This window comes from Mycolicibacterium sediminis (assembly GCF_010731735.1).
GTDB lineage: Bacteria > Actinomycetota > Actinomycetes > Mycobacteriales > Mycobacteriaceae > Mycobacterium > Mycobacterium sediminis.
This window is the reverse complement of record NZ_AP022588.1, coordinates 1,719,007-1,735,164: the sequence shown is the minus strand read 5'-3', so window position 1 is coordinate 1,735,164 and position 16,158 is coordinate 1,719,007. Positions and strand designations below refer to the sequence as shown.

The 16,158-nt window shown below is 70.2% G+C and carries 15 protein-coding genes; 10 read left to right on the top strand and 5 right to left on the bottom strand.

The annotated features are described in order from the left end of the window. Window positions 1–59 precede the first annotated feature (59 nt). Window positions 60–521 carry an acyl-CoA thioesterase gene (locus G6N64_RS08325; RefSeq protein ID WP_163796465.1) on the top strand — a complete coding sequence of 154 codons (462 nt, stop codon included), beginning with the start codon at window positions 60–62 and terminating at the stop codon, window positions 519–521. Here G6N64_RS08325 and G6N64_RS08320 read toward each other — a convergent pair. Together G6N64_RS08320 and G6N64_RS08315 are read right to left on the bottom strand one after the other, a co-directional pair. After that, a complete protein-coding gene (locus G6N64_RS08320; protein WP_163796464.1) occupies window positions 501–1,292 on the bottom strand; it encodes a YggS family pyridoxal phosphate-dependent enzyme in 792 nt (263 codons plus the stop codon). The two genes, G6N64_RS08325 and G6N64_RS08320, sit on opposite strands and share 21 nt — an antisense overlap. Window positions 1,293–1,316: 24 nt before the next feature. Then, on the bottom strand, window positions 1,317–1,988 hold the full coding sequence (locus G6N64_RS08315; protein WP_163796463.1) for a hypothetical protein: 672 nt from the start codon (window positions 1,986–1,988) through the stop codon (window positions 1,317–1,319). Between the two features lie 98 nt (window positions 1,989–2,086). Here G6N64_RS08315 and G6N64_RS08310 point away from each other — a divergent pair, with 98 nt between their 5' ends. The 3 genes from G6N64_RS08310 to G6N64_RS08300 all read left to right on the top strand — a co-directional run bounded on the left by G6N64_RS08310 (window position 2,087) and on the right by G6N64_RS08300 (window position 5,663). Continuing rightward, on the top strand, window positions 2,087–3,499 hold the full coding sequence (locus tag G6N64_RS08310) for an NCS2 family permease (RefSeq protein ID WP_163796462.1): 1,413 nt from the start codon (window positions 2,087–2,089) through the stop codon (window positions 3,497–3,499). A gap of 133 nt (window positions 3,500–3,632) precedes the next feature. Further along, complete coding sequence (locus G6N64_RS08305) at window positions 3,633–4,583, top strand: DUF808 domain-containing protein (protein ID WP_163796461.1); 951 nt, start codon at window positions 3,633–3,635, stop codon at window positions 4,581–4,583. 93 nt (window positions 4,584–4,676) lie between these two features. Then, window positions 4,677–5,663: a YihY/virulence factor BrkB family protein gene (locus tag G6N64_RS08300; RefSeq protein ID WP_163796460.1), complete on the top strand. Its 987-nt coding sequence runs from the start codon at window positions 4,677–4,679 to the stop codon at window positions 5,661–5,663. 3 nt (window positions 5,664–5,666) lie between these two features. Here the strand turns inward: G6N64_RS08300 and G6N64_RS08295 are convergent, their stop codons facing one another. After that, window positions 5,667–6,155 (bottom strand): hypothetical protein, encoded by a 489-nt coding sequence (locus G6N64_RS08295; protein ID WP_163796459.1) that lies wholly within the window; start codon window positions 6,153–6,155, stop codon window positions 5,667–5,669. 284 nt (window positions 6,156–6,439) lie between these two features. On the opposite strand from G6N64_RS08295, the gene G6N64_RS08290 reads away from it, so the two are divergent. Genes G6N64_RS08290 through G6N64_RS08280 form a run of 3 tightly spaced genes read left to right on the top strand, consistent with a single transcriptional unit; the run spans window position 6,440 to window position 8,510 of the window. Beyond that, window positions 6,440–7,441: a helix-turn-helix domain-containing protein gene (locus tag G6N64_RS08290; RefSeq protein ID WP_163796458.1), complete on the top strand. Its 1,002-nt coding sequence runs from the start codon at window positions 6,440–6,442 to the stop codon at window positions 7,439–7,441. Further along, window positions 7,441–7,923 (top strand): RNA polymerase sigma factor, encoded by a 483-nt coding sequence (locus tag G6N64_RS08285; RefSeq protein WP_163796457.1) that lies wholly within the window; start codon window positions 7,441–7,443, stop codon window positions 7,921–7,923. The genes G6N64_RS08290 and G6N64_RS08285 overlap by 1 nt, the downstream gene beginning before the upstream one ends. Next, a complete protein-coding gene (locus G6N64_RS08280) occupies window positions 7,923–8,510 on the top strand; it encodes a methylated-DNA--[protein]-cysteine S-methyltransferase (protein WP_163801526.1) in 588 nt (195 codons plus the stop codon). Before G6N64_RS08285 ends, G6N64_RS08280 begins: the two co-directional genes overlap by 1 nt. A 1-nt stretch (window position 8,511) precedes the next feature. On the opposite strand, the gene car is transcribed toward G6N64_RS08280, so the two are convergent. Then, window positions 8,512–12,099, bottom strand: a complete 3,588-nt coding sequence (gene car, locus G6N64_RS08275) for a carboxylic acid reductase (RefSeq protein WP_163796456.1) — start codon at window positions 12,097–12,099, stop codon at window positions 8,512–8,514. Between the two features lie 195 nt (window positions 12,100–12,294). Between car and G6N64_RS08270 the strand changes: the two genes are divergently transcribed. Then, window positions 12,295–12,939 (top strand): GntR family transcriptional regulator, encoded by a 645-nt coding sequence (locus G6N64_RS08270; protein WP_246231040.1) that lies wholly within the window; start codon window positions 12,295–12,297, stop codon window positions 12,937–12,939. Next, window positions 12,936–14,174 (top strand): MFS transporter, encoded by a 1,239-nt coding sequence (locus G6N64_RS08265; RefSeq protein WP_163796454.1) that lies wholly within the window; start codon window positions 12,936–12,938, stop codon window positions 14,172–14,174. Before G6N64_RS08270 ends, G6N64_RS08265 begins: the two co-directional genes overlap by 4 nt. 2 nt (window positions 14,175–14,176) lie before the next feature. Here the strand turns inward: G6N64_RS08265 and G6N64_RS08260 are convergent, their stop codons facing one another. Then, window positions 14,177–15,316: a glycoside hydrolase 5 family protein gene (locus G6N64_RS08260; RefSeq protein WP_163796453.1), complete on the bottom strand. Its 1,140-nt coding sequence runs from the start codon at window positions 15,314–15,316 to the stop codon at window positions 14,177–14,179. A 136-nt stretch (window positions 15,317–15,452) separates the two neighbouring features. Here G6N64_RS08260 and G6N64_RS08255 point away from each other — a divergent pair, with 136 nt between their 5' ends. Then, window positions 15,453–16,094: a TetR/AcrR family transcriptional regulator gene (locus G6N64_RS08255; protein WP_246231039.1), complete on the top strand. Its 642-nt coding sequence runs from the start codon at window positions 15,453–15,455 to the stop codon at window positions 16,092–16,094. Window positions 16,095–16,158 lie beyond the last annotated feature (64 nt).

The following is a 16,158-nucleotide window of genomic DNA, read 5'->3' as shown; positions in this document are numbered from 1 at the left end:
CGAAATCCACTCAGCGACGCTCCGAGCGGCGCAGGGCGACCGGGACCTACGCTGGCCGGATGAGTCTGGTCGGCACCACCCCGCGCCCGCACCCGGCCCGCCTCGAGCTGGCCACGTACCCCGTCGTCGGCGCCATCGACGCCCGCTACGGCGACATGGACGCCAACGGGCACCTGAACAACCTGGCGCTGGGCTCGCTGCACGAGAACACCAGGGCGACGTTCAACGCGTCGGTGTTCACCGACGTGTACGACCTCGCGACGCGGCGGCTCCGCCTGGTCACCGCGACGAGCGTCGTCCACTACCTGCACGAGGCGCACTGGCCGGCGCGGATCCAGACCGCGGTCGGAGTCGGCACCGTCGGACGGACGTCCTACACGGCCTCCACCGCGCTGTTCGTCGGCGAGCGGTGCGTCAGCCTGTGCGACACCGTGCTGGTCGCCCTTGGCGACGACGGCCCGACCCCGATCCCCGACGACGCCCGCGAGCGCCTCGAGGCGTCACGCCTTCTCGGAGGCTGAACCGCCGGACGGCCAGTACTGCTCGTCCGACGTCGCCCGGGCACCGAAGATCGCCTGCCCGACCCGGACACAGGTCGCGCCCTCCTCGATGGCGGTCTCGAAGTCTCCCGACATGCCCATCGACAGGCCGCCGTCGCCGACGAGGTCGAGGTCCCGGGCCTCGTCGCGCAGGCCGCGCAGCAGCGCGAAGCACGGCCGCACCCGCTCGACGTCGGCGCTGAACAACGCGATCGTCATCAACCCGCGCACCCGCAGGGCGCCATAGTCGGGCAGCGTCCGCAGGAACGGGATGACGTCCTCGGGAGCCAGCCCGTACTTCGAGTCCTCCCCCGACGTGTTCACCTGCGCATAGACGTCGAGCGACCGGCCGAGCGCCTGCAACCGTCTGTCCAGCGCCTCGGCGGCCTTCACGCTGTCGAGGCCCTGGAACTCCGCCGCGAACTCCGCGACGTCCTTGGCCTTGTTGGTCTGCAGGTGGCCGATCACCGACCAGGACACGTCGAGGTCGGACAGCTCCTGCCACTTCCGCTTCGCCTCCTGGACCTTGTTCTCGCCCAGCACCGTGCACCCGGCGGCGACGGCATGCCGGAGCCGATCCTCGGGCACGGTCTTGGAGACGGGAAGCAGCTGGACCTCGCCCCGCGGGCGTCCCACCCGATCCAGCGCCGCGTCGATGCGGGCGCGGACCCGTTCGAGGTTCGACGCGAAGTCACTCGTCGTGCGGGCCGTCGGGAACGTCACCGACTCCGCGCCGGTCTCGTCGTCAGGCATGCCACGAATCCTATGCCCGGGCGGTCAGCCGCCGATCTCACCCGCGATGCCGCGTTCCAGGCCGGATCGCGTGGACGTCGGCAGCACCAGCAGGCCGTCGAGTTCCCTGTCGGCGAGCTCGAGGGACTGTGCCCTCTCCTGGGCCGTCGCCGACTCGTCCTGCGCCACCCGGATGAGGCTCTGCGCCCGCGCCAGCCGCTGCTGCGCCTCGCGGGAGAAGTCGCTGCGGCGCAACCGGATCGCCTCGGACTCGGCGGCGTTGAACGACGTCACGTAGTCCTCCACCGCGGACAGGTACGCGTCGGCCGACGCCCGGTCGTCGAGCAGGTCCTCGGCCCGGTCGGGGCGCAGGACGTCGGCCCGCAGCTTGGCGCGGTGGAAGCGCATGACGCGCTCGTCGCCGACGTCGGTCATCAGGGGGAAGTCGAGCAGCTTGGCCGCGTCGAGTTCGTACTCCAGCCACCGCGCGTCGGTGCGGGCGTGCTCCTCGACGGTGCGCGTGATGGCGCGCCACTGCAGCGCTGGATCGCCGCGCGTGCCCACCGACCGGGGCTCGGCGTCGGGCTCCGCGACCGGCTCGAGTTCCGGTTCGTCGCGGGGGCCGCCGAGGCGCAGCGACCGCACGGCGTAGAACACGGCGAGTCCCACGGGAACGAGGAGGAGCAGCACCTCGATCAGACGGATGAGCAGGACCACCTCACCAGGATGCCATCGCCGCCGACGTGCCACAGCCGGGCAAAGGTGAGAAGAATCCGGACTGCGACTTTAGGGTCGTCACGGATGAGGAGGAACCCATGAACCGGCTCGACCGCTTCTTCGAGATCACCGAGCGGCACTCCACGATCGCCCGCGAGTGCCGCGGCGGCCTGGTCACGTTCATCGCGATGGCGTACATCATCGTGCTGAACCCGATCATCCTGTCGAGTTCGCCGGACGTGGCGGGCAACAGCCTCGACTTCGCCCAGGTCTCGGCGACCACGTCGCTCGCGGCGGGCGTCATGACGATCCTGTTCGGCGTCATCGCGCGACTGCCCTTCGCCTTCGCGGCCGGCCTGGGCATCAACTCGTTCCTCGCGACGACGGTGGTCGGCTCCGTCACCTGGCCCGAGGCCATGGGCCTGGTGGTGATCAACGGCGTCATCATCGTGATCCTGGCCGCCACCGGGCTGCGCAGGCTGGTGTTCGACGCCGTGCCGATGGAGCTCAAGCTCGCCATCACCGCGGGCATCGGACTGTTCATCCTGTTTATCGGACTGGTCGACGCCGGCTTCGTCGGATCGACCGGCGTGCCGTCGCCTCCGGTCGGGCTCGGCTTCGGCGGCGTGGGATCCATCAGCACCGTCCCCGTCCTGGTGTTCGTCTTCACGCTGCTCCTGACCGGCGTGCTGGTCGTCCGAAAGGTGCGCGGCGGCATCCTGATCGGACTCGTCGCGGGGACGGTCGTCGCCGTCGTCATCGAGGCCATCTGGCACCTGGGTTCGGCGGTCGACAAGCCCGGCGGGTGGAGCCTGTCGGTGCCGACGCTGTCGGGGTCGCCGTTCGCGCTGCCCGACCTGTCCCTCGTCGGGGCCTTCACGCTGGACAGCTTCGGCCGCATCGGCATCCTCGCCGCGGTGATGCTGGTGTTCACCCTCGTGTTCGCGAACTTCTTCGACGCCATGGGCACCCTGACCGGACTGTCCCGCGAGGCCGGGCTGTCCGACGCTAAGGGCAACTTCCCCCGGCTGAAGGCGTCACTGATCGTCGAGGGCGCGGGCGCGGCAGTCGGCGGCGCGACCTCGGCCTCCTCGAACACCGTGTTCATCGAGTCCGGCGCCGGCGTCGAGGAGGGGGCGCGCACCGGCCTGGCCAACGTCGTGACCGGGGTGCTGTTCCTGGCCGCGATGTTCATCTCCCCGCTGGCGTCGATCGTGCCCACCGAGGTGGCCGCGGCCGCCCTGGTCGTCGTCGGCGTGATGATGGTGTCGCAGCTGCGCCACATCGACATCTCGGAGTTCTCGGTCGCCATGCCGGTCGTGTTGACGGTGGCCGCCATGCCGTTCACGTACTCGATCGCCAACGGCATCGGGATCGGCTTCATCGCCTGGGTCGTGACCCGGACGGCGACGGGCAAGGTCCGCGAGATCAGCCCGCTGCTGTGGGTGGTGACCGCCGGCTTCGTCGTCTACTTCGCCCGCGGCTGGCTCGAGACGCTGGTGGGCATCTGAGCCGCCCGCTTCCGAGATTGAAGCCACCGCGTGAAAGTGCGAGAGGCAATGTCGGTGGCGGCCATCTCGCGGAGCCCCAACGGTCTCCCGCTCACCACGTCTGAGAGTCCGCTGTGCGGGTAGCCTTCGCACCATGAGTGCGGGTCTCTTCGGGCTTCTGGACGACGTCGCGGCACTGGCCAGGCTGGCGGCGGCCTCCGTCGACGACATCGGTGCCGCCGCCGGACGCGCGACGGCCAAGGCCGCGGGCGTCGTGATCGACGACACCGCGGTCACGCCGCAGTATGTCCAGGGCATCACCGCTGACCGCGAGCTGCCGATGATCCGGCGGATCGCGATCGGCTCGCTGCGCAACAAGCTGCTGTTCATCCTCCCCGCCGCGCTGCTGCTCAGTCAGTTCGCGCCGTGGCTGCTGCCGGTCATCCTGATGATCGGCGCGACGTACCTCTGCTACGAGGGCGCGGAGAAGGTGATGGCACGCATCTTTCCGGGATCACACGGTCACGAGGCGCACGCGACCCCGACGGCGGTGACCGGCGAGGACGCCGAGAAGACGATGACCGCCGGCGCGATCCGCACCGACTTCATCCTGTCGGCCGAGATCATGGTGATCGCGCTCGACGAGGTCGCCGATCAGGCGTTCTGGTCGCGGCTGATCATCCTCATCGTCGTCGCCATCGTGATCACCGCGGCCGTCTACGGCGTGGTGGCCGCGATCGTCAAGATGGACGACGTCGGCCTGAACCTGGCGCAGCGCTCGTCGACGTTCGCGCAGAAGTTCGGCCGCGGCCTGGTCGCCGCGATGCCCAAGGTGCTGGCGACGCTTTCCGCCGTGGGCACCGTCGCGATGCTGTGGGTCGGCGGCCACATCCTGCTCGTACAGTCCGACGCGCTGGGGCTGCACGCGCCCTACGGCCTGGTCCACGGCTGGGAGGAGTCCGTGCACCACGCCGTCGACGGTGTCGGAGCGGTGCTCGGTTGGCTGCTCAACACCGGCGTCTCGGCGGTGCTCGGCCTCGTGGTCGGCGCCATCGTCGTCGCGGTCGTGCACGTGCTGCCGTTCGGCAAGAAGAAGGCGCATTAGCCTCGACGGCGGGTTGAGCTGGGCGTTCGCCGGGTATGTCCGCGCGGACGGAGTGGGTTGGCCACCGTCGTGACCCGAGGGAGGCGTCGCTAGATGGTCGCCAGGCTCGATGAACTCCAGCAGCGGCGCCGTGGCCTCGGGTTCGCCATCGCGGTGGTCTACAAGTACATCGACGACCAGGGCGGGTACCTCGCGGCCCTGATCACCTACTACGCGTTCGTGTCACTGTTCCCGCTGCTCCTGCTCCTGACGACGTCGCTGGGCGTCCTCCTCGCCGGGCACCCGGAGCTGCAGCAGCAGATCGTCTCCTCGACGGTGAGCCAGTTCCCGGTCATCGGTGAGCAGCTCCAGCGTCCCGAGGAACTCAGCGGCGGCGTCATCGCCGTGGTGGTCGGTATCGCGGGTGCCCTCTACGGCGGGCTCGGCGTCGGGCAGGCCGTGCAGAACGCCATGGACACGGTGTGGGCCGTCCCTCGCAACAATCGGGCGGATCCGATCCGGTCGAGGCTGCGCAGCCTGCTGCTGCTGGTGGTGCTCGGGTCGGCGGCCGTCACGGCGACCGCACTGTCCGCGGTCGGACGCGCCACGGAGTCACTCGGAGGAATTGGCAAGGCGGTCCTGATCCTGGCCGCCATCGCCATCAACGCGGGCATCTGCCTGATCGCCTTCCGGGTGACCACCGCCCGGCACCTCACGTACCGGCAGGTGCTACCGGGGGCGCTGACCGCCGCGATCATCTGGCAACTGCTCCAGTCGTTCGGCGCCGGTTACGTGGCCCGCGTCGTGACGAATGCCAGCGCGATCAACAGCGTCTTCGCACTGGTCCTCGGCCTGCTGGCGTTCCTCTACCTGGTCTCGATCAGCCTCGTCATGTGTGCGGAGATCAATGCGGTGAAGGTCGATCGGCTGCACCCGCGGGCATTGCTCACGCCGTTCACCGACCACGTCGACCTCACCCGGGCCGACCGCAAGACCTATGCCCGCAAGGCAAAGGCGGAGCGCGTCAAGGGATTTCAGCGGGTCAGCGTTCGGTTCGACCCGTCCCACGAGCAGCGCGACGAGGGCGTGCCGCCGAGCTGAGACTCAGCCGGCGCCGCGCTCGGCGGGCAGCGGTGGTGGCAACGGCGTGGTCTTGGTCGGCGTCGGAGACGTTCCGGTCGACGGCGCCGTGGCAGCACCGGGGGTGTGGAAGTCGATCCACGGCTCCTCGCGGATCACGTTCTCACCGCTGCTGATGATCAGCGACTTGGCGGCGACCTCGTATTCGATGCCGTCGTTCTCGGCGACGAACGCGCCGCCGTCCTTGCGCTCGGCGTCGAGGATCACCTTGGCGCCGTCGCGGATCCGGACGCCGCGGTACTGGTAGTCGCCGTTGCTGGTGCAGATCGCCACGCGTGAGGAGTCGGTGCTGCCGAACTCCACCACCACCGACGGTGACGGGCAGCTCGCCGTCGAGTCGACGTAGCCCCGGGCGTCGGTCGACGGCGCGGCGGATGCGGCGGGCACACCGATCGCCACCAGCACGGCGCCTGCCGACGCGGCAAGGGTGAGGCGAAACGGGGAAGCTGACATCGACTTCCACGACACCACGCGACGGGTGATTGCGCGAGTGCCCACGCCGATCTTCGGCGAATCGTTAGCGCATCGACACCCGTGACCGGGCGGCGGACCCTGCGGGCGGCGTGATGCCGTGCGCGATCCCGTTCGCGGCGTGGATTCCGGCGGCGGCGCGCGCCACCTGTCGAAGGACGTATCGGCGTAGGTCAGTTGGTCGCTGGTACAACATGTTTCGATCGTGGCCCGATCCGCACCGAGAGAGAAGTGGCACCAAGGTCACTGATCGATAAGATAGTGCCATGCATTCGGTAGCGATCCTCGCCTACGACGGCATGTCCGGCTTCGAATCCGGGGTGGCGGCCGAGATCTTCGGGCTGACCGAACTCTCCGAGCGGTTCTCGGCCGGTATCGCGCGGCCCTGGTATTCGATCCAGGTGTGCGCCGAACGCGAGGAGCTGCGCATGATCGGCGGCGCGACGCTGCGCACCCCGCACGGCCTGGCCGATCTCGCGGCCGCCGACACCGTGATCATCCCGAGTGTGTGGGACGTGACCGATCCCGCGTCACCCGCCCTCGTCGAGGCGCTGCGCAGCGCGCACGACCGGGGTGCCCGGCTGGTGTCGATCTGCTCGGGAGCCTTCGCACTGGCCGCGGCGGGCGTCCTCGACGGCCGCTCCGCCACGACGCACTGGCTCTACGCCGACCTGCTGCGCTCGCGCCACCCCGAGGTCCACGTCGATCCAGCACCCCTCTACGTCGACGGTGGTGACATCCTCACCAGCGCGGGATGTGCTGCGGGACTTGACCTCTGCCTGCACATCGTCCGGTCCGACCGCGGCGCCCAGGTGGCGAACGACGTGGCCCGAAGACTGGTCGTCTCACCGCATCGCGCCGGCGGCCAGGCCCAGTTCATCGAGAGCCCGGTGCCCGAACCCGCCGCGGACGGCCGGATCGCCGCCAGCACGGCGTGGGCGCTCGCCCATCTCGACGTACCGATCACCCTCGACCAGATGGCGGAGCGCTCGGCGATGTCGCGGCGGACCTACCTCCGGCAGTTCGCGAAGGCGACCGGCACCACGCCGGTCAAGTGGCTCATCGAGAAGCGGATCGACGCCAGCCTCGCGCTGCTGGAGGCGTCGTCGCTGTCCATCGAACAGGTGGCGGCGCGCGTCGGCTTCGAGTCGCCGGTGACCTTCCGCCACCACTTCACGCGTGCGATGCACACGACGCCCAGTGAGTACCGTCGCTGCTTCGGCCGGCCGGACCTCACGTTCGAGGCCGGTCGCGCGTCTACCGGGTGATGACGACGATTCCGTTCGAACGGGCGATCCAGGAGCACGGCACCACGGTGCTCCGGGTGTGCCGTGCGGTGCTCGGCCCCGGACCGGATGCCGAGGACGCGTGCTCCGAGACGTTCCTGTCGGCCCTGCGCGAGTGGCCCGACCTTCCCGACGGCGTCAACGTCGAGGCGTGGCTCGTCCGGGTCGCCCAGCGCAAGGCCGTCGACGTCACCCGGTCCCGGCTGCGGCGTGCCGTGCCGACCGCGGACCTGCCCGACCGCGGCGTCGTCCCCGACAGCCCCGACCGCGACCTGTGGCGCGCCGTCGCCGACCTGCCCGAGCGACAGCGGCTCGCCGTCGCCTACCACTACCTCGGCGGGCTGCCGCACACCGAGACCGCGGAACTCATCGGCGGGACGGCGGCCGCCGTGCGACGCGCGGCCTCCGACGGCATCACCGCCCTACGCAGAACCCTCACCGACCGGACGGAGCAGACCTCGTGATCGACACCGACCTCTTCCCCATCGACGCCGCGGCGCTCGGGACCCTGCACGACCGTGTCGTCGCCGCCGCGGCACGCGACGGCCTCCTCGACGTCGCCTACCGGGACGTGGGCACGCCCGTGGGCACGCTGCTGCTGGTTGCGACGGAGACGGGCCTGCTGCGGGTCGCCTACGAGCGGGAGGACTTCGACGCCGTCCTCGCCGTCGTCGCCGACAGGGTGAGCCCGCGCATCCTGAGGGCACCCGGCCGCCTCGACGACGCCGCCCGCCAGCTCGACGAGTACTTCGCCGGGACGCGGCAGAGCTTCGACCTACCGCTGGACCACGCGCTGTCGGCCGGCTTCCGCAGGACGGTGCAGCAGGCCCTGCCCGACATCGGCTACGGACACACCGCCAGCTACGGCGACGTCGCGCGCGCCGTCGGCAACCCCGGTGCGGTGCGCGCCGTCGGCAGCGCCTGCGCCACCAACCCGCTGCCCGTCGTCGTGCCGTGCCACCGGGTGCTGCGCAGCGACGGCAGCCTCGGCGGCTACGTGGGCGGCGCCGCGGCGAAGACCGCCCTGCTGGACCTCGAGCGCGCCGCCTGACTCAGACCAGTCTGAGCGCCCGCAGATCCGCGACGTACTTGCGGATCAGCTCCCTGTCGAGGTGCGGGATGTCCTGATCCGAACCGACCTTGGCCGATCGAACGGCCCCGCGGAACACGTCCGTCGGGGCGACCGCACCGCGCAGCGGCTGCTCGGGTGCGCGGTAGGCGTCGAGGAGGACCAGTGCCGAACGCTGACGCTGCTGCTCGGGCAGACCCCGCAGCGCCGCCTCGAACCGCGCGAACCACTCGCCGTGGTCGTCGATGCGGGTGATCGCGGCGCCGTCCTCGATGAGCCAGTCCACGAAGACGTCGAGCGACACCCCGTCGTCGTGCGGGTTCATCACGTCGTAGGACCGGAACGAACTCTCGCGACCAGTCGTGAACTCCCCTGAATCGGGGGCATCGAGGGGAGTTGGCGACTGCTCGGCAGGAGGGGTCGGCGAAGAACCGGCGCCGAGCGTGGTGATCGCCTCGGCGACGAAGTCGGCGGGCAGGCCGTCGTAGTGCGCCCGCGGCCGCTCACCGGAGCCGTCGTCGGCGTAGAAGCTGCGCGGCGCGATCCCGGTGGCCAACAGGCTGATCACCAGGCGGGTGAACGCGTCCGGCACGTTGACCTGTCCGGCGAAGCCGGTGTGCGCGAGGATCATGTCCGACCGGAACACGCTGACCGGCAGACCGCACAGGTCGTGCGCCTCGCGGAGCAGCACCTCGCCCGCCCACTTGCTGTTCGCGTAGCCGTTCGCGTAACCGCCGTCGAGCGGGCGGCGCGGGCTGGTCACGCGGATGTCGCCGTCCTCCACGAAGTCCGGCACACCCATCGCGACCGCCACCGTCGACAGGTAGGTGACCGGCTTGATGCGCCCGCTGATCGCGAGCCGGATCACCTCGGCGGTGCCGACGACGTTGGGGCCGAACATCTGTCCGTAGGGCAGGACGTGGTTGACCAGCGCCGCCGGGTGCACCACCACGTCGACGTCGCGCGACAACCGGCGCCACGTCGGATCGTCGAGGCCGAGGTTGGGTTCGCCGATGTCACCCGGCACCACGTCGAGGTGCCGTCCCGCGAGGTCGCGGAACTCCGCGAGCAGCGCCGCGTCGCCGGTGTCGAACGCCGCCTCCAGGCGGCGGTAGGCGGCGTCCGGATCGGATCCGCGCACCAGGGTGATCAGTCGGCCGCCGGTGCGGGACAGGCGCCGCAGCCACTCGAGCGCCAGGAACCTGCCGAGGTAGCCGTTGGATCCGGTCAGCAGCACCGTCTCGGCGCGGCCGGTGGCCGGCGGCAGGTACGCGGCGGCCTTGAGCGTGGACTCGTCGATGAACTTGGACAGCACCAGGTCGGCGGCGGCGATCTCGGTCACGTCGGAGCCGTGTACGGTCACCGCCGTCGGACGGGTGCCACCGGATGCCCGTTCGGCCTCCACGTAGCCGGCCAGCGAGCCTAGGTCCGCCGACGACGAGATGATCACGCCGACGGGCACCTCGACGCCGAACAGGTCGCCGAGCAGGCTCGAGAACGTCAGCGCCGAGAGGGAGTCGCCGCCGAGGTCGATGAAGCGTGTGTCGGATTCCTGTGCGGCACCGGGCAATCCGAGCAGCGCCTGGGCGGCCTGCACCACGGTGTCGAGGACCGGCTGGTGCGCCGCAGCCTCGCGCAGCGCCCGGAGTTCGTCGGTGCGGGCCTCGGCCAGCTGGGCGTAGAGCGCCTCCAGCCGTTCGCCGTAGTGCTCCTTGAGCCTGGGGCGCAACAGCTTTCCGACACCGGACAGCAGCCCGTTGTCGGTGCTGAACGGTTCGGTCTCGACGAGAAAGTCTCCGGGCACCTCGTAGGACTGCAGTTCGGCGGTGCGGGCCGTGGCCTGCAGCGCTTCGCGCAGCGCCGACACCAGCCCGTCGCCGTCGCCCGCGAACCGGGCGAGCGCGTCCTCGGTCGGGACGACGACGGCGAGCAGCGACGAGCGTTCACTGTTGCCGTACACGAAGATCTGGCGCACCAGCGGCGCGCCGGCGTAGATCGCCTCGAGGTTGGCGACGGCCACGAACTCGCCCTGCGCCAGCTTGAGGACGTTGTTGCGGCGGTCGACGTAGGCCAGGTGGTCCGGCGCGATCTCGGCCATGACGTCCCCGGTGCGGTAATACCCGTCGGCGTCGAAGACCTCGGCGGTGACCTCGGGCCGCTTGTAGTACCCCGGCGTGGCGGTCAGCGTCTTGACGAGCAGTTCGCCCCGTGGGTGCGGGCGGTCGGTGGTGAAGTACCCCAGCTCGGGGACGTCGATCAGCTTGTAGTCGATGACGGGCGGTCGTCCGATGACGCCGTCGCGCATGACGCCGCCGACCTCGGTCAGTCCGTAGGCGTCGACGAGGTGGATGTCGAGGCACGACTCGACGAACGCCTTCATCTCCGGAGCGAGCGGTGCGGTGCTGGTGAATCCGCCGAGGACGCGGCCACCGACGAGGTCGTCGCGGATCTCGCGCTTGGCCGTCAGTTCCGCGTCGTCGGGGGCGGCGCCATCGGCGACCAGTCGGTCGACCCGGGTCTGGTAGCGCTGGAAGAGCATGTCGACGACGCGCGGGACCAGCGCCAGCTGCGTCGGGCGGACCAGGCTGAGGTCCTCGAACAGGGTCGACAGGTCGCTCTCGGGCACGAAGTAGCTGGTGCCGCCGGTCTGGAACGACGCCGACAGCGGGATGCGACCACCGAGGTGGTTGAGCGGCATGAAGTTCACGTTGAGCACCGGCAGCTCGCCGTCCTCGACGAACTTGATCGTCCACAGCGTCTTGAGCATGCGTTCGGTCCACATGGCGCCCTTGGGCAGACCGGTGCTGCCGGAGGTGTAGAGGATCATCGCGAGCCGGTCGTCGGTGCCGGACGCGAAGGGAGGCGGCTTGGGCAGGCCGCGCCCTCGGTCGACGACGTCGGCCATCGTCTCGATGGTGACCGCCTCGTCGGTCAGCCGGACCCGGGCGCGCCGAAGCGCCTCGCGGTGGTCGTCCACCTCCGGATCGAAGTCGAAGACGACGAGTCGACGGATCGACGACGTGCCGAAGGTCGCCTCGGCGGCGAGGTCGAGGTAGTCCGCGCTGACGGCGAGCACCCGCGGTTGCGCCTCGAGCAGAATGGGCAGCAGCCGTGCCGCCGACGAATTGTGTTGCAGCGGAACGGCGACCAGGCCTAGGTAGCCGGTGGCGATGTCAAGGGTCAGGTAGTCCGCGCTGGCGAAACCGATGGTCGCCACGAAGTCGCCGGGGCGTACCGCGTCCTCCGCGGTCCACGCCGCGGCCACCGCCTGCACGTCCGACCACACCTCGGCGTAGGTGGTGGTCTCGAACTCGGGCAGCAGCCGACGTTCCGCTCGACCGGTCTCGGGATTGCGCACCACCGTCGTCGTGCGGCGCCCCAGCGCGGGGCGGTCGGCGTAGCCGCGGGTGAGGGTCTCAAGGACCTCGGTGAGCCGCAGGCCGGGCGCACGGGCGGCGTCCATCACGGCGGGGTCGGGGGCGGAGGCCCGAAATTGAGGGTCGGTGCCCTCCAGTTGAGCGGCGCGCTCACCGGCGCGGTCGGTGCGGACGTCGTCGTGCACGTCGGTCATGGGATGTCCCTCTCGTCGCGTAGCCCTCAGTGACAAGGAACCCGCGCGCGCGATCATTCCGCGCGCCGGCGCGTTCACCCTGGGTCGAGTTAAACATACTCAGCTGGGAGCCCGGCCGGCGTCCCGTTCGGCGAGGTGATCGACTGCACATCGTCTTGCATGCAAGGTTGCATGCATGAGTGTTACCGTCGAATCGTGAGCCACTCGGAACCGTCGAGCGCGCAACGCGCCTACGAGATCGCCAAGGACCAGATCCTGTCCGGCGGCGTCCGCGGTGGTCAGCTGCTCAGCGAGGTCGAGATGGCCGCTGCGCTGGGCGTCAGCCGCACCCCCGTCCACGAGGCGTTCCTGCGGCTGGCCGCCGAGGACCTGCTCGAACTGCTGCCCCGGCGGGGTGCGGTCGTCGTCCCGATCTCGGCCCACGACGCCACCGACGTCCTCGAGATGCGCCTCGCACTGGAGACGTCTGCGGTGCGGCGGCTCTGCCGGTCCAGCGAGGCCGCCGACGCACTCTTCGGCGAGCTGACCACGCTGATCGCCCGGCAGCGCGAGGACGCCTCCGCCGGCGACGTGCACGGCTTCGCGGCCGCCGACGACGCCTTCCACCGCCGCATCGTCGAGGTCGCGGGAAACGCCGTAGGGCACCGGTTCTACTGCTCGATCAGCGAGCGGCAGCGCCGGATGATGGCCGACGCCGCACGCTCGGAGTCGACGCGTCTGGCCGCGCTGATCGACGAGCACGACGAACTCGCGGCCGCCATCGGCGCGCGTGACCTCGCCCGCTTCGAGGCCGCCCTGGTCCTCCACCTGGAGGCGACCTACCGGGTGACGATCGGATGACCAGCGCCGTGCACGCAAGCATCACCACCACCCGCACGACCCGGGCCTGGTTGGCCGTCGCGTTCGCCGCCTTCTGCATCGGCTGGGGCGGCAACGAGTTCACCCCGCTGCTGATCGCCTACGCCCACGATGCCGGCTATTCGCGCATCGACGTCGACGTCCTCCTGGGCGCCTACGTCCTCGGGCTGGTGCCCGGCCTGCTGATCGCATCCACGCTGTCCGACAGGCACGGTCGCCGTCCCATCATGGCGATCGGCGTGGTCGCGTCGGCGATCGGGAGCCTGACCCTCGCCGTCGGCGACGTGGCCGGCTTCGCGGCGCTGTTCGGCGGACGCCTGCTCAGCGGCCTGGCCGTCGGCATCGCGATGGCCGTCGGGTCGGCGTGGATCGCCGAACTGTCCAAGCCCCCGTTCGACGACGCCACCCCGGGCGCCGGTGCGCGCCGCGCGTCGATCTGCCTGTCGCTCGGTCTCGGCGCCGGACCGCTGTGCGCGGGGATCCTCGCCGCCTTTGCGCCGCTCCCGCTGGTGCTCACCTACGTCGTGCACGCCGCGCTGTGCGTGCCGGCGCTGTGGGCGGTGGCGACCCGCACCGTCGAGACCCGCACCGAGGGATCGACGCGCAGCCTGCTGCAGAACCTCCGAGTGCCTGCTGCCGCACACCGTCGCTTCACCCACGTCGTCGTTCCCATGGCGCCGTGGATCTTCGGCTCCGCGGCCATCGCCTACGCCATCGTGCCGGCGCTGGTGGCCGACGAACTCGGGGACTGGGCGCTGCTCTACACCGCCGGGCTGACCGTGCTGACGCTGGCCTGCGGCGTACTGGTGCAACCGATCGCCCGGCGCCTGGACGACGCGTCGAGCGCCCGCGCCGTGGTCGTGTCGATGATCCTGATGACGGTGGGCATCCTCGCCGCCGTGGCCACCGCACTCACGCGGTCGCCGGAACTGGCCGTCCTCGTCGCGATGCTGCTCGGCAGCGGATACGGGATCGCCATCGTGTCAGGGCTTCTCGAGATCCAGCGGATTGCGGAGCCCGACGAGCTGGCCGGCATCTCCGGCGTCTACTACTCGCTGGCCTACGTCGGCTTCCTGCTTCCGGCGGCACTGGCGGCGCTGGCCCGCTACGTCAGCTACCCGGTGATGCTGACCGCGGTCGCCGTGGTGGCAGGTGCGTGCGCACTGCGCTGCGCGTCGGGGTGGTCCAAGCACCTCGACGGACCGTCCGCGAGCTGATCTCAGGCCGGCGGCACCGTCGCCGTCATCTTCTGAATGGTCTGGATCTCGCTGGGCCGGTAAGCCCGCCCGTCCGGCTGGATCAGGTCGTGGAACCACGTCTTCGGCGGCCCGTCGTACGGGCGGTCCCACGAGTCCCACGGCAGGTAGGTCTGCGTGCGGCCCGCGATGAGCCCCCAGTTGTAGACGCCGACGCCGCGCTTCTTCGCGATGGGAAGGATGCCCTCGACGGTGCTGCCCTCCGCACGCGCCAGGTACTCGGTGCAAATCATCGGGCGGCCCAGCGGCGCGAGTTCGTCGATCCTGGCGTCGAATTCGGCCGGTGTGCCGTAGCTGTGGAAGGTGATGACGTCGGAGTTGTCGAGCTGGAACGACGCAATGGCACTGCGCTTCCCAGGGTCCTTCCACGTGCCCTGCCACACCCCGCTGGTGAGCGGCTGTACCGGATCGACCGAGCGGGCCCACTCGAACACCTGCGGCAGGAGCTTTCCCACCACCTGCACCTTGTCGGCACGCTCGACGCTCTTGTACTGCTTGGCCGGGTTGTCCGGCTCGTTCCACAGGTCCCAGCCCAGGATGCGAGCGTCCCCGCGGAAGGCGCCGATCACGCCGGTGACGTAGTCGCGCAGCACCGGCAGGTAGGCGGGGTCGTCGATCAGGTCGGCGCCGGGGCTCTGCACCCAGCCTGAGTTGTGGACGCCGGGCGTGGGCGCCCGCTGCGGGCCGAGCTTCGGGTGTGGATCCCAGCAGGAGTCGAAGAAGACGAACAGCGGCTTGATGCCGCGGTTGGCCGCGATGGTCGTGAATTGCTGTATGCGCCGCAGGAATCCGGCACGGTCCTGCGCCCACAGCTGATCGTGCAGGAACACCCGCACGGTGTTCATCCCGACCTGCCTCGCCACCTGGAGCTCGCCGTCGATGCGCCGCGGGTCGTACGTGCCCGCCTGCCACATCTCGATCTGGTTGCTCGCCGTCACCGGGACGTAGTTGGCACCGACCAGCCAGCCCTGCGCCTGGTACCAGGTGTTCGCACGGTCGGCCGGCCACCTGGTGGCTGCCGCCGCCGTGGCCGTGGGCACACGGGTCAGCGCCGCACCCGCTGCCACGAGCAGCGGGAGTTTGAGGGCTGTCCGGCGGTGCACCTGGTGAACCTACGGTGGCTCGGACGAGGGCTCCGAGCCGCGACGCGCGCCGCAACCACACGGGCACCAAACCGTTATCAGACGGACGCCGGTTGACGGATCGTGTCACTTAGTGACACAGTGTGGTTGTCACTAAGTGACAGCTGACGAAGGGGCACTCATCATCGACACCCGGCAGGCCGAGGCTCGACTGGCCGTCTCCCGGCACGCGTGCAGGCTGTTCTGGGAGAATGGCGTCACGAGGACGAGTGGTGATGACATTGCCTCTGCGGCAGGGCTTTCCACCCGTACGATCTGGCGCTACTTCCGATCGAAGGAGAGTTGCGTCGAACCCCTGCTGTCGAGGTCGACGCAGCGCTTCCTCGGTGTGCTCGACCGGTGGCCACCCGAGTTGTCGCTGGCCGAGCACCTCGCGGTGGACATGGCAGCCCACCCGCTGTCGCCGGAGGAGGTCGCCGACGAGATGGCCGGCCTGCGGATCGCCACCATGACCCGGTCGGACGCTGCGCTGCGCACCGCCTACCTGATGGTGCACGACGAACTCGAGCAGGGCTTCATCCCCGTCATCGCACGAAGGCTCGACCTTCCCGAGGACGACCTCACCGTGCGCGTCTGCGCCGCAGCGGTCACGGGCGCGTTCCGCGTGATCGACGAGGACGTCAGCAGGGCCGTCATCGTCGACGGCCGCAGATTCACCCAGAGCGAGGTGCTGTCGCTGATCGACTGCGCCATTCGCGACGCCACCAACGGACGACTCGGGGGTCCCGTCACGTCGTGACGTTGCCCCACAACAGGTCTCACCCCTCGCAGGTGTGAGGTACCCGCATGCCCGAAACCACCAG

Coding starts and splice junctions, on each gene's coding strand:
- G6N64_RS08325 (WP_163796465.1), top strand. CDS start 60: ATGAGTCTGGTCGGCACCACCCCGCGCCCGCACCCGGCCCGCCTCGAG.
- G6N64_RS08320 (WP_163796464.1), bottom strand. CDS start 1,292: ATGCCTGACGACGAGACCGGCGCGGAGTCGGTGACGTTCCCGACGGCC.
- G6N64_RS08310 (WP_163796462.1), top strand. CDS start 2,087: ATGAACCGGCTCGACCGCTTCTTCGAGATCACCGAGCGGCACTCCACG.
- G6N64_RS08305 (WP_163796461.1), top strand. CDS start 3,633: ATGAGTGCGGGTCTCTTCGGGCTTCTGGACGACGTCGCGGCACTGGCC.
- G6N64_RS08300 (WP_163796460.1), top strand. CDS start 4,677: ATGGTCGCCAGGCTCGATGAACTCCAGCAGCGGCGCCGTGGCCTCGGG.
- G6N64_RS08295 (WP_163796459.1), bottom strand. CDS start 6,155: ATGTCAGCTTCCCCGTTTCGCCTCACCCTTGCCGCGTCGGCAGGCGCC.
- G6N64_RS08290 (WP_163796458.1), top strand. CDS start 6,440: ATGCATTCGGTAGCGATCCTCGCCTACGACGGCATGTCCGGCTTCGAA.
- G6N64_RS08285 (WP_163796457.1), top strand. CDS start 7,441: ATGACGACGATTCCGTTCGAACGGGCGATCCAGGAGCACGGCACCACG.
- car (WP_163796456.1), bottom strand. CDS start 12,099: ATGACCGACGTGCACGACGACGTCCGCACCGACCGCGCCGGTGAGCGC.
- G6N64_RS08265 (WP_163796454.1), top strand. CDS start 12,936: ATGACCAGCGCCGTGCACGCAAGCATCACCACCACCCGCACGACCCGG.